At 51.4% G+C, this 12,585-nt stretch carries 10 protein-coding genes; 8 read left to right on the top strand and 2 right to left on the bottom strand.

Going from position 1 to position 12,585, the window contains the following annotated elements:
- Window positions 1-35: 35 nt before the first annotated feature.
- From NEA10_RS05600 to NEA10_RS05610, 3 genes are all read left to right on the top strand, one after another.
- On the top strand, window positions 36-455 hold the full coding sequence (locus NEA10_RS05600; protein WP_252664269.1) for a peptidylprolyl isomerase: 420 nt from the start codon (window positions 36-38) through the stop codon (window positions 453-455).
- 18 nt (window positions 456-473) lie between these two features.
- Complete coding sequence (ahcY, locus tag NEA10_RS05605) at window positions 474-1,751, top strand: adenosylhomocysteinase (protein ID WP_252664270.1); 1,278 nt, start codon at window positions 474-476, stop codon at window positions 1,749-1,751.
- A 246-nt stretch (window positions 1,752-1,997) separates the two neighbouring features.
- Entirely contained in the window at window positions 1,998-2,612 is a 615-nt protein-coding gene (locus NEA10_RS05610; protein ID WP_252664271.1) for an exopolysaccharide biosynthesis protein, read from the top strand.
- Between the two features lie 182 nt (window positions 2,613-2,794).
- Here the strand turns inward: NEA10_RS05610 and NEA10_RS05615 are convergent, their stop codons facing one another.
- Both NEA10_RS05615 and NEA10_RS05620 read right to left on the bottom strand, forming a co-directional pair.
- Window positions 2,795-3,304, bottom strand: a complete 510-nt coding sequence (locus NEA10_RS05615; protein ID WP_252664272.1) for an anti-sigma factor family protein — start codon at window positions 3,302-3,304, stop codon at window positions 2,795-2,797.
- Window positions 3,305-3,503: 199 nt separating this feature from the next.
- Window positions 3,504-4,163: a sigma-70 family RNA polymerase sigma factor gene (locus tag NEA10_RS05620; protein ID WP_252664273.1), complete on the bottom strand. Its 660-nt coding sequence runs from the start codon at window positions 4,161-4,163 to the stop codon at window positions 3,504-3,506.
- A 231-nt stretch (window positions 4,164-4,394) separates the two neighbouring features.
- Here NEA10_RS05620 and NEA10_RS05625 point away from each other — a divergent pair, with 231 nt between their 5' ends.
- The 5 genes from NEA10_RS05625 (at window position 4,395) to NEA10_RS05645 (ending at window position 12,293) form a co-directional block, all read left to right on the top strand.
- Window positions 4,395-6,629, top strand: a complete 2,235-nt coding sequence (locus NEA10_RS05625; RefSeq protein WP_252664274.1) for a response regulator — start codon at window positions 4,395-4,397, stop codon at window positions 6,627-6,629.
- Window positions 6,630-6,728: 99 nt separating this feature from the next.
- A complete protein-coding gene (locus NEA10_RS05630) occupies window positions 6,729-7,091 on the top strand; it encodes a response regulator (RefSeq protein WP_252664275.1) in 363 nt (120 codons plus the stop codon).
- 13 nt (window positions 7,092-7,104) lie between these two features.
- Window positions 7,105-9,381, top strand: a complete 2,277-nt coding sequence (locus tag NEA10_RS05635) for a sensor histidine kinase (RefSeq protein WP_252664276.1) — start codon at window positions 7,105-7,107, stop codon at window positions 9,379-9,381.
- A gap of 129 nt (window positions 9,382-9,510) precedes the next feature.
- On the top strand, window positions 9,511-10,581 hold the full coding sequence (locus NEA10_RS05640; protein WP_252664277.1) for an adenylate/guanylate cyclase domain-containing protein: 1,071 nt from the start codon (window positions 9,511-9,513) through the stop codon (window positions 10,579-10,581).
- Window positions 10,578-12,293: a glycoside hydrolase family 10-like protein gene (locus NEA10_RS05645; RefSeq protein WP_252664278.1), complete on the top strand. Its 1,716-nt coding sequence runs from the start codon at window positions 10,578-10,580 to the stop codon at window positions 12,291-12,293. Before NEA10_RS05640 ends, NEA10_RS05645 begins: the two co-directional genes overlap by 4 nt.
- Window positions 12,294-12,585 lie beyond the last annotated feature (292 nt).

A 12,585-nucleotide genomic window follows, 5' to 3' on the forward strand; every position in this document is an offset into this window, starting at 1 on the left:
CCATAGTTGAGTTTGCATCGCGGAACAATAATCTCATGACCCGAGCTATCCTAGAAACCGATAAAGGCACCATCAACATCGATTTTTTCGATGAGGATGCCCCCAACACGGTTAAAAACTTCGTTGAACTCTCTGAGAAAGGGTTTTACGACGGACTCAACTTCCACCGTGTCATCCCCAATTTCATGATTCAAGGGGGATGTCCCAATGGAACCGGAACCGGTGGCCCTGGCTACACCATCAAGTGCGAGATTAACAAAAATAAGCACGTTGCTGGAACCCTATCCATGGCTCATGCGGGCCGCGACACTGGTGGCAGCCAGTTCTTCATCTGCCATGAACCGCAACCCCACCTAGATGGGGTTCATACTGTCTTCGGACAAACCCAGGACATGGACGTCGTCAATGCCATCCGCCAGGGCGACAAAATCAAGTCCGTGACCATCGAAAACTAAGCACAGCCAACAGAGTTTATGACCGCAACATCCGTACAAATCAAGCATGAAATCAAAGATCCGTCTCTTGCCAGCCTCGGCAAGCAACGGATTGACTGGGCTGGGCGAGAAATGCCCGTTTTGGCTCAAATCCGCGATCGCTTCGAGGCTGAAAAACCCCTAGCGGGCATTAAACTCGTGGCCTGCTGCCATGTGACCACGGAAACAGCCCATTTGGCGATCGCCCTCAAGGCCGGTGGTGCTGATGCCCTGTTAATCGCCAGTAACCCCCTCTCCACTCAAGATGACGTGGCGGCGAGTCTGGTGGTTGACCATGGGATTCCCGTCTATGCCATCAAAGGGGAAGACGCGGAAACCTACGAGCGTCACGTCCAAATCGCCCTCGACCATCATCCCAATATCATTATCGATGATGGCTCTGACGTAGTTGCCACGATGGTCCAAGAGCGGCAAGATCAGCTCTCGGAACTCATCGGCACCAACGAGGAAACCACCACGGGGATTGTCCGTCTGCGGGCCATGTTCAAGGACGGGGTGCTGACGTTCCCTGCCATGAACGTCAACGATGCGGATACCAAGCATTTCTTCGACAACCGCTATGGAACTGGCCAATCGACCCTGGATGGCGTCATTCGGGCGACCAATATCCTACTGGCGGGTAAAACCCTGGTCGTAGCTGGCTATGGCTGGTGTGGTAAAGGTGTGGCCCTACGTGGACGGGGCATGGGTGCGAATGTGATTGTCACGGAAATCGATCCAGTTCGCGCCATTGAAGCCGTCATGGATGGCTTCCGGGTGATGCCGATGGCGCAAGCCGCTCCCCTAGGCGATCTGTTTATTACGGTTACGGGTAATAAGCACGTCATCCGCCGCGAGCATTTTGAGGTGATGCGCGATGGAGCAATTGTCGCCAACTCCGGTCACTTCGATATTGAAATTGACCTAAAATCCCTCAAGGAGATGTCCGGCGAGGTTAAGGTGGTTCGCCCCTTTACCGAGGAATATCGCCTCAATAGCGGTAAGTCGGTGGTGGTCTTAGGGGAAGGTCGTCTAGTCAATTTGGCGGCGGCTGAGGGGCATCCTAGCGCCGTTATGGATATGAGTTTTGCCAACCAGGCCCTTGCGTGTGAATACTTGGTGAAAAACAAGGGTAAACTGGAGCCGGGTCTGCATTCTATCCCTGAAGAGATTGACCGGGAAATTGCCCGCCTCAAACTTGTCGCGATGGGAATTGACCTTGATAGTCTCACCCCTGAACAGCACGAGTACATCAACTCCTGGCAATCAGGAACTTAACGGCTAGGGAACAGGGAACAGGGAACAGGGAACAGGGAACAGGGGTGAGAAGGTAGTAGGCAGTAGGCAGTAGGGGGGAGAGAACATCTTTTCTAATGCCTCTTGCCTTCCCGTCCTGGGAGCGGCAAGGGGTGGGTTATGTCTCCTCCTTTTCTCTGTGTCCTCTGTGCCTCTGTGGTAACCCTGTTGCCTATTGCCTTCCCCCCCTATTGCCTTCTTCACCCTATTCCCTGTTCCCTTACTCCCGTGTCTAAAAAACTATCTGTTGAGCTTCAGGGCTATTTTTTTTCGGAAGAGCGCGGCGATCGCGTTAGCTTATCTGATGTGGTGGTCATTGCTGGGGAACGAGCGTTTGGGTTCCTCTTTGTTTTGCTCTCAATTCCTTCGGCATTACCGATTCCTGCACCAGGTTATTCGATTCCCTTTGGGGTTCTGATTTTTTGGCTTTCAGGTCAATTAGTTTTAGGGCGGAAACGCCCCTATCTTCTGAAAAGATGGCTGTCTAAAGATGTTCCACTCAAGACGGTTCAGGGGATTTTGCGCAAAGGACTGCCTTGGCTGCGACGCATTGAAGTGCTTTCTCGCCCCCGTTGGAGTTTTATTTGTACTCGTTTAGAAGGACGGGTCGTTATTGGGGTTGCCCTGGCGTTGATGGGGATATCGATGATGACGCCGATTCCTCTAACCAATACATTGCCAGCGATTGGTGTCTTTGTGACGGGGTTTGGCTTGTTTGGAGATGATGGGGTGATTACCTTAGGAGGATTAGTCATTTGTGTGATGGGACTAATCCTAACTCTGTCGATTATTATTTTCGGCTATGAAGCGGTGTCAGCGGTGATTAATATGATTCGGCAATAGGGAATAGGGAACAGGGAATAGGGAACAGGCATAACCCACCCCTAACCCCTCCCAGGAGGGGAAAGCAATAGGGGGGAAAGAAGATGAAAAAGGGCACAGCTTTTAGGGCTGGCCCGGGTTATCGTTATTATTCCAATTACTTGTCACCGTTACTGGTGACATTCGCCCTGAATTAATGTTGATTACTCAACAAATAATGCCCGCGAGGTGATGTCATCTCGACTGAGTTGCTGATCGGAGGTTGGGACGGGTTCTGAGGGGGTTGGAGCGCCAAACTCGTCGCTGACTGGGGCGGGGGTTCGGGCTAGCTGACGATTACTGAAGCTGAGTGGGGGTTGAAGGCCGGCGACGGCGGCGACGAAGAGGGCCGCGATCGCACTTCCTCCCCAAGCGAGACGTTTTTGTCGTTGCTGGCGCATCCGAGCGAAGACTTTGGCGGTGGTTTCTTCGCTAGACACAGGACTCTCGGGAACCGGCATCAGTTGTACCCCGGAACTGATATGGGATAACTGTTCGTAAATCTTCTGAGCTTGAAGATCGCAGGCCAACAAGTATTCAGCCTGTTTACGCTCCTGTGGCGTCACTTCCCCATCAAGGTAGCAGCTCATTAGTACGAATAGGTCTTCCTCCCATTCTGCATCGTAGGATGAGGGTCGGTTCCTAAGTTGGTCATCGAAATCGTTGAGAGTCATGATGCAATTCACCACCTAGCTGTTCAAGAGTAACAGCGACGTATTCTAGTTACAATCCGCCACTTCCGTAATTTTACTGACGATGGTTGAGTTGATAAAGTTTCAGGGATGACGTCAGTACGCTCCGGCGTTAATCCAGTACGAATACGGTACTACCTGGCTTGACGTGCAATGATGGGTTTAAGGTTCCTGATCTAGGCTAAGTATCGATGTAGGTTTGTAATTCGGCTTGTAGGCGATGACGGGCCCGAGCAATTCGGGATTTCACGGTTCCTAGGGAGACGCCGGTGATTTCGGCAATTTCTTCGTAGGCCATTCCCTCAATCTCGCGTAAAACGATTGTGGTACGGAAGGCTTCGGGCAGGTCGGCGATCGCTAACCTGAGTTTATGATAGAACTCATCGGTGGCCAGTGCATCATCCGGGCCGGGGTCATCGGTGGCAATTTCCCATTCTCGTTCGCCATCATCAGTTTTGAAGGTAGCATCGAGGGAGAGAGGGGGTCGGACTCGCTTGCGTTTACGCAGTTCGTCGTAAAACAGGTTTGTGGTGATGCGACTGAGCCAGCCTTTAAATTTAACTGGATCTTGGAGTCGCCGCACATTACGATAGACACGAATCCAGACCTCTTGCGCCAAGTCTGAGCGATCTTGCCAGTCGGGGGCCAGATGGTACAAAACCTTGTCTACGTAGGACTGATGGCGGCGCAGTAACTCGGCGAAAGCGGCCCGATCTGGGCGTGCGCCAAGTTGGCAACGACGAACTAACTCTAAATTAGAAAGTTGAGCCGGAGGAACCACGGGTGTTTGGGGAATGGTCGCCTCAACCGCAGACCAGGATAATGAAATAGAATGTGTCATGGGCATCTCAGGGCGATCAGGAATCTACCTATTTTTGGGAAGACGTTGGACTAATGCTAAGAGTTCCCGGAATCTTGCTCCTGGTCTGTGGTTAGGTTAATGAACTGTCACTAATTCCCCATCATAGGCGCTCTCTAACTCTGGCGACGACCCTCTGCCCTGAATTGTTAAAAATCTCAAGAACTGGCCGAGCTTGGTGTCTTGTGTGATCTCTGTTGAACCCCTGTAATCATGAACAGCATTTTGACGTTTTATGGAAGCCGAGACGAGATTGATAGTCTCAATAGCGAGGCTCAGATGCTGTTCGGGTATAAGAACAAGGCGTTGCGGGGTCAACCCCTGAGCCGGTTATTTCCCGATTGGGGTCAGGATCGCTTGCCCCAACAGGGACGGCGGGCTGATGGTACGGTGTTTCCCTGTGAGCTTGAGCTGTTGGAGGGAGAGGTGGCGTCTGTGCTGATTTGTCGGCCATTGGGGGCGAATTTTGGGTCTAATGATGAACGGCTGCTGCTGGCGAGATTTGTGGATGATGCGCCTGTGGCTATTGCTATGTTCGATCGCCAGATGAACTATTTGCGGGTCACCCGACGCTGGTTGAGTGAGTTTCAGGTTCAGATGCCTGATATTGAGGGGCGATCGCACTATCAGGTCTTTCCTCTCTTCCATCAAGATCCCGAGGCCCTCAGCCGTTGGCAACGTCGACAACAATCCTGTTTGGCGGGTAATGTCGAAACGGGGGATGATGAGCCAGTCCGTCAGGGTCAGGGGGGGTTAGAGTGGTATCGCTGGGAAATGCGACCCTGGAAAACAGGGGCTGATGAGGTTGGGGGGGTTCTGCTGTGGATGGGCAATATTACGCATACCAAGATAGTTCAGGATGAACTCTATGAGTCTAAGGAGGCGGCTGAAGCGGCGAATCGCTCCAAAAGTACGTTTTTGGCCAATATGAGTCATGAGCTGCGCACCCCCCTCAATGCGATTATCGGTTACAGTGAAATGCTCAGTGAAGAGGCTCAGGATGATGGCTATGAAGAAATTGCTTCGGATTTAGAGAAAATTCGCGGAGCGGGCAAACATTTGCTCTCGTTAATTAACGATATTTTGGATATTTCCAAGATTGAAGCTGGGCGCATGGATCTGTATATTGAGGCGTTTGATCTCAATGCCTTGATGTTGGAAATTGAGGCTACCGCTACGCCGTTGATTGAGGAAAAAGCCAATACTTTAATCCTCAAGGGCGACCCGACTTTGGGAAATATGTATGCAGATTTAACTAAAGTTCGTCAAGTTCTCTTCAACTTAATTAGTAATGCGGCTAAGTTTACCCAGCAGGGAGAGATTACGTTTGAGATCCGCCGAGAGGTGCAAGATGAGCGTTCCTGGATTATCTTTGAGGTGAGCGATACGGGAATTGGGATGACGGCTGAACAGTTGGCGAATATCTTTACGGCTTTTAGTCAGGCGGATGCGTCGACCACTCGTAAGTATGGGGGAACAGGGTTAGGCTTGGCGATCGCCCGCCATTTCTGTCAGATGATGGGGGGCGATTTACAAGCGACCAGTGAGCCGGAGGTGGGCTCACGTTTTGCAGTTCGCCTTCCTGCTGAGCCGATTGATATTCTGGAGGAGTCTTTTGAGCATGGGATGAGTCAGGAGACCCAATCTGAAGCGACTGGGGTTATCCTGGTGATTGATGATGATCCAGATACTCTCGATTTAATTTCACGACGCTTGATCAAAGACGGCTTTTGTGTGGAAACCGCCACAAATGGTGAAATTGGCTTGAGCAAAGCCCGTGAGTTACATCCTGATGCCATCATTTTGGACATTCTTATGGAAGGGATGAGTGGCTGGAATGTGTTATCGGAACTCAAGGCAGATCCAACATTGGTCGATATTCCCACGATTGTAGCCACGATTCTTGATGACCGCAATATTGGTTTTACGTTAGGGGCTTCTGACTATCTTGTTAAACCTGTTGACAACCAGCAATTGACACGACTGTTGGCAAAATATCAAGGAAAATTGGATGGCCGGGCTTCATCCCGCCGCCGTCGTATCTTAGTGGTTGAAGATGACGATATGAACCGAGAAATGCTGCGCCGAACGTTGGAGAAGTTCGGTTGTAATGTGGTGGAAGCCAACAATGGACGAGCCGCGTTGGATGCAGTGGCGGCCGAGGCCCCTGACTTGGTGTTGCTGGATTTGATGATGCCGGAAATGGATGGGTTTGGCTTCTTGACTGAGTTCCGCGAAAATCCTCAATGGCGCTCTATCCCTGTGGTGGTGGTGACGGCCATGGAGTTGACGGCTGGCGATCGCCAGCGTCTCGATGGCTGTGTTACCCATATTCTGGAAAAAGGGACGGCAACCCGAGAAGAATTGCTCTATGAAGTCCGAGAACGGTTATTTGCCAGTCTTAAGCGATCGCCTACAGAATCTTCAGGAAAATGGGAGAATGGGTAAGCTGTATCAGGAGATCTCGAACTGTGCTAGATCCACGTCACCTACGTCTTGAGCTGTCCTGGCTCGGAGGAGGACACGACCAGGGGAGATTGGCTAAGGATGGCTAAAATTCTACTGGTTGAAGATAACGAAATGAACCGAGATATGCTCTCCCGTCGTCTGAGGCGTAAGGGCTATGAGGTGTTGGTGGCCACTAATGGTGCTGAAGGGGTTGATCTGTCAGTCAGCGAAACCCCGGACTTAATTCTCATGGATATGGGGCTACCGGTGATGGATGGCTGGGAGGCCACCCGTAGGATTAAAGGGGAGTCAAAAACTCAACAAATTCCGATTATCGCGCTGACGGCTCACGCCATCGCGGGCGATCGCGAGAAATGTCTGGCCGCCGGCTGTGATGATTATGATACAAAGCCAGTCGAATTTCCCCGCCTACTGGCAAAAATTCAAACCTTCTTATCCTAAGGCGCAGTGTCCTATGATTGATGATGCCAATGTCCAACGCTTGACGCAGCTAACACGACTCGGAGTCCTGGGGGGCTGCGGGTTTGTCGCGCTCGCCTGGCTTTTGGATCTGTGGGCTAACCCTTTGCCAGAGGGTTTCTGGCTGCTGCAACGTCATCTGGAAAACCCGGTGTTGTGGCTGATTGATACGATTCCGATTCTCAGTGGGTTAGTTGCGCATCGTTTTGGCCAACAAATTGCGCGGCGGGATTTGGAACAACAGCAGCAACGGCAAACGCTGAAAAATCAAAGCCGGGCCCTGGTTGATTTGGCTCGCAATCAACAATTTGAAACGGGCAGTGTTTCGGCAACGTTGAAAGGGATTGCTCAAACGGCTGCTCAGATTGTTAATGTGGCTCGGGTGAGCATTTGGCAGTTTGATGGCGATCGCCTGGTCTGTTTAGAGGTTTATCGACGCTATAACAATAGCCATGGTAAAGGTACGAGCCTTGCGACTCGTGATCTGCCTAAGTATACCCTGGCGCTGGAGAGCGATCGCTGTTTGGCCATCTCCGATGTGCGAGCGGACTCACGAACGCTGGCCCTGGCACAAGCCTACTTTACCCCACACGAAATTGTGGCCGTTCTCTGCGCCCCGGTGCGTCTGGGTCGCAAAATGGTGGGGGTCGTTTGTTGTGAACAGGCCCAATTGCCGCGACGTTGGAGCGTGGAAGAACGAACCTTTGTAGCTTCCATTGGTGACTTTGTGGCGTTAGCTCTACAAACGGGCGATCGCACGTCAGCGGAGGTGGCCCGCTGGGAAAGTGAAGAACGGTTCCGTTGGCTTTCGGAAGCTACTTTTGAGGGCATTATCATTCATGCTGATGATGCCATTCTCGATACCAATCAGGCCCTAGGAAGCCTATTTGGCTATTCCGATACAGAACTGCTGGCCATGAACCCTTTAGAACTGTTTGCCCCCGACTGTCGAGTTGCTGCCCGAGATCCCCTGCGCTCTGGGTCGGAAAGAACCTGTGAATTAACGGGATTACGGCGAGATGGGAGTCTGTTCCCGGTGGAAATTCAAGGCCGTTCCCTACCCTACTATGGCAATAAAGTTCGGGTGACGGCGGTACGGGATATTAGTGAACGTAAAGCCACAGAACTGGCCCTACGCCAGAGTGAAGCCCGCTATCGAGCTATTTCAGAACTGGCGTCGGACTATATTTATGCCGCTGAGGTGGGTGAGGATGGCCGTTTATCTGTGCAATGGGCCACCCAGTCTTTTGAACAGATTACCGGCTATAGCATGGACGAAATTCAGGACTTGGGAGGATGGTCTGGGGTGATTCATCCTGAAGACCAAGGGAAAGCCCGTCGCTTTGGCGCAGATGAAGTCCAAGATTGGCATGGGATGCGGGAATATCGCATTATCACTAAACAGGGTCAGACGCGCTGGCTGCGGGACTATGCACGTCCAGATGGAGACTGGGAGGAGGGTCAGTCCCTGCGGTTACTGGGGGCGGTGAAAGATGTGACCCTAGCTAAACAGGCGGAGGCAGAACTGTATCGGGCTAAGGATGCGGCGGAAGCGGCGAATCGGTCAAAAAGTGCGTTTTTGGCGAATATGAGTCATGAACTACGAACTCCCCTCAATGCCATTATTGGCTATAGCGAAATTTTGCAGGAAGAGGCCGCCGAGGAGGGCAATGAGGATGCCGTGCAAGATGTGCAAAAGATTCGCACGGCGGGAAATTATCTCTTGGCTCTGATTAACGATATCTTGGATATTTCTAAGATTGAAGCTGGGAAGATGGAGCTTTATCTGGAATCGTTTGATATCGCAGCCTTAATTGAGGAGGTCTGCATCACGGTTGAACCCTTGATAGGGAAACATCATAATGCCTTAACCATTAAGGCGGATGATGAATTGGGGCAAATGCAGGCGGATTTAACTAAAGTTCGACAAGTCCTGTTAAATTTGCTGAGCAATGCGGCTAAGTTTACCGAGGAGGGGCAGATTACCCTGGAGGTTCACCGAGAGACGGAGAGGATTTATTTCCGAGTGGTGGATACGGGAATTGGCATGAGTGAGGCACAGGTGAGTCAGTTGTTTGAACCCTTCACTCAGGCGGATGCGTCCACTACGCGCCAATACGGGGGAACGGGCCTGGGGTTAACGATTAGCCGTCGCTACTGCCAAATCATGGGCGGGGAGATTACAGTGGAGAGTGAGTTAGGGTGCGGGTCGACCTTTACGGTGGAGTTGCCCCTGATGGTGAATCGCTTGGAAATCGCTGTCAAGTCCTGAGTCTCTCTCCCTTGAGGCTTTGACAATAGGGTACACTGAGACGACAGCTCAGGATGGGCGATCGCCTCGTGGCCTGAGCGGTTTGCTCTGTCTCCCGCCGAATTTTTTGCTGACCAGAGGAGTTCGTTCATGACATCGCCAGAAACTGCTAGAGTCTTAGTTGTTGATGATAATGAAGCTAATCGAGATCTACTCAGACGACGGTTAAAACGCCAAGGCTATGAGGCCATGGTTGCTGAAGATGGCTTTCGCGCTCTGGAGTTGATGGCGGAACATTCGTTTGATTTGGTGTTACTCGATATTATGATGCCGGGGATGAACGGCTATCAAGTTTTGGAAAAAATGAAGGCAGACGCCGACCTTCGTGATATTCCGGTTTTGGTGATTTCAGCCTTGGATGATATTGAAAGTGTTGTTAAATGTATTGAATTGGGGGCAGAAGACTATTTACCAAAGCCCTTTAATCCCATTTTGCTCAAAGCGCGGTTAGGAGCCTGTCTGGAAAAAAAGCGTCTAAGAGACCAAGAAAAGGCATACCTAGAAAAACTAACAATTGAGCAAGGAAAATCGGAACGACTTTTGTTAAGTATTTTACCCAAACCGATTGCAGAACGATTAAAGCAAAATCCCAGAACGATAGCGGATAGTTTTAATGATGTGACGGTTTTGTTTGCGGATATTGTTGGCTTTACCAAGTTATGGTCACGAATTTCTCCGACGGAGTTAGTGGAGTTACTCAATGAAATTTTTTCAGGGTTCGATAAATTAGCCGAAAAAAATGGGCTAGAAAAAATAAAAACCATTGGAGATGCCTATATGGTGGTGGGGGGGTTACCGATTCCTCGGGAGGATCATGCTGAGGCGATCGCCCAGATGGCCTTGGATATGCAGCACCGTATGGCTCAGTTTAATCGCGGTGACCATGAACCGTTTAGTATCCGCATTGGCATCAATACGGGGCCGGTGGTGGCGGGGGTGATTGGAACCAATAAGTTTATTTATGACCTCTGGGGGGACACGGTCAATACGGCCAGCCGTATGGAGTCCCATGGTATTGCCAACACCATACAGGTGACAGAAGCCACCTATGAACGCTTAAAGGATTCTTTTGAATTTGAGCGGCGAGGGGTGATTGATGTCAAAGGAAAGGGTAAGATGACCACATATTTACTGCTTGATCGCCTGCCTGCACTGCCATGACGAATTCTGTTGTTTGTACTCATCAAGAAATGGGTCGTTCTCTGTCCTCGTCTTGGGGATGGCTGATGGGACTGGTGAGCCTGATTCTCCCCAGTGGGGTGATGGCCCAGGAGAGTCCTGCTTGGGTCGAACCCTGTTTGCAAGAACTGCGACAGCAGTATTCCCTAGCTGTTCCCGGTGGTGGACTGAATCAGCCCGTCACCCGGGGAGAGTTAAGCCAGCTCCTCCACCAAATTAAGACCTCCAGTACCCCTCTTGGGGAGAATTTACCTCGATTTACGGAACACCAGGGGACGGAGTTCTACACCGTCGACCCCCATCGCCACGTCTCCCGCTGGCAACTTTGGGAGACTTTGACGGAGGAGTTTGGTTATCAGGCGGCTAACCCCCCTCGGGAGACCCTGCGGCGTTATTATCGAGATGGCATTCTGGTTCAGGATGATACGGCGTTAGAGGCGATCGCAGCGGCGGCGGAACGGGGGTTAGTGGTGAATCCTTCGGGGGCCGATTGGCTGTATCCCTATCGTTTAGCCAGCCGGGCCGATGTGGTGGCGAGTCTCTGTCAAGTGCTGGCGTTGGATCAGCCTGAGTTTATGGCCTTAGTTCCTGGGGAGTTTGTGGCCCCGATTGAGGTTCCGGAATTGCGGGGGGTTTGGCTGACGAATGTGGACAGTGAGGTCTTATTTTCCTCTCAGGCTCTACAGGAGAGCTTTGAACGGCTCCATCGTCTCAATTTTAATACGGTGTATCCGGTGGTTTGGAATTGGGGCTATACCCTCTATCCCAGTGAGGTGGCTGAACCGGTCATTGGTCGCGCTGTGGACCCGGAACCGGGCTTGCAGGAGCGTGATATGTTGGCTGAGGCAGTGGAGTATGGTCAGGAGTTGGGGTTACGGGTGATTCCCTGGTTTGAGTTTGGGTTTCAGGCCCCGTCTTATTCTGAGTTGGCGCGACGAAATCCAGAGTGGTTAACCCAACGGGCCGACGGAACTCAGACGATTATGGAAGGGGAACATGAGCGGGTTTGGTTGAATCCCTTTCACCCGGAGGTTCAGGAGTTTATTCTCGATTTGGTGTTAGAAATTGTCGAGAATTATGATGTGGATGGGATTCAGTTTGATGACCATTTTGGCTTGCCGGTGGAGTTTGGTTATGATGACTATACAGTAGAGTTATATCGCCGCGAGCATGATGGGGAAGACCCGCCGGAGGATTTTAATGACCCGGATTGGGTGCGTTGGCGGGCGGACAAAATCACTGAGTTTATGGGGCGGACGTTTGAGGCGGTGAAGGCGGTTAACCCCCAGGCGGTGGTCTCGGTATCGCCGAATCCTCAGCATTTTGCCTATGCACGGTATTTACAGGATTGGCAGCGGTGGCAGGAGTTGGGGTATATGGAGGAGTTGGTGTTACAGGTGTATCGCAGTGATATTGAGGTGTTTATTGGTGAGTTGAACCGTCCTGAGGTGTTGGCGGCCCGTCGTGAAATTCCGGTGGCGATCGCGGTTTTGGCGGGGTTACGCAATCGTCCGACGGAAATGCCACTAATTGAGGAGAAGGTGCGGACGATTCGTAATCAGGGGTTTGCGGGAATGTCGTTTTTCTTCTATCAGAGTCTCTGGGATTGGTCGGAGGAGTCTCCGGCGCAGCGTGAGGCGGGGTTGGCGGGGTTTTTCCGGGAGGCGATCGTGGCTCCAGATGTGATGAATTAGGGGAGGGATTGGCGTTCAATGCTCCCAGTAGCGGGCATTGAACGCTAAATCAGGGTAAATGTTATAAACCTTTATGATTGTCCCCTTGGCCAAATCGCTGAGAAAATTTAGAATAGTAGGACAGTTAGCTCTCAGACCCAGAGAGATTGCAGGTGCTAGCCGCCTGTCGGTTGGATAGTCGCTTTAAAAATTTAGATGTTAAGGCTTAAAAGTCTTGTACTTTTAAGACCCTTGTTTGCTGGATAGTTTTGGCCTTAGATGAGTGCCCCAGGGAGGTCTCGGATTGTCGCGG

Source organism: Phormidium yuhuli AB48, assembly GCF_023983615.1.
Classification (GTDB): domain Bacteria; phylum Cyanobacteriota; class Cyanobacteriia; order Cyanobacteriales; family Geitlerinemataceae; genus Sodalinema; species Sodalinema yuhuli.

What these genes read in the sequence shown, in the direction of transcription:
- ahcY (WP_252664270.1), top strand. Translation starts at nt 474, where the DNA reads ATGACCGCAACATCCGTACAAATCAAGCATGAAATCAAAGATCCGTCT.
- NEA10_RS05640 (WP_252664277.1), top strand. Translation starts at nt 9,511, where the DNA reads ATGACATCGCCAGAAACTGCTAGAGTCTTAGTTGTTGATGATAATGAA.
- NEA10_RS05600 (WP_252664269.1), top strand. Translation starts at nt 36, where the DNA reads ATGACCCGAGCTATCCTAGAAACCGATAAAGGCACCATCAACATCGAT.
- NEA10_RS05615 (WP_252664272.1), bottom strand. Translation starts at nt 3,304, where the DNA reads ATGACTCTCAACGATTTCGATGACCAACTTAGGAACCGACCCTCATCC.
- NEA10_RS05645 (WP_252664278.1), top strand. Translation starts at nt 10,578, where the DNA reads ATGACGAATTCTGTTGTTTGTACTCATCAAGAAATGGGTCGTTCTCTG.
- NEA10_RS05625 (WP_252664274.1), top strand. Translation starts at nt 4,395, where the DNA reads ATGAACAGCATTTTGACGTTTTATGGAAGCCGAGACGAGATTGATAGT.
- NEA10_RS05630 (WP_252664275.1), top strand. Translation starts at nt 6,729, where the DNA reads ATGGCTAAAATTCTACTGGTTGAAGATAACGAAATGAACCGAGATATG.
- NEA10_RS05635 (WP_252664276.1), top strand. Translation starts at nt 7,105, where the DNA reads ATGATTGATGATGCCAATGTCCAACGCTTGACGCAGCTAACACGACTC.
- NEA10_RS05620 (WP_252664273.1), bottom strand. Translation starts at nt 4,163, where the DNA reads ATGACACATTCTATTTCATTATCCTGGTCTGCGGTTGAGGCGACCATT.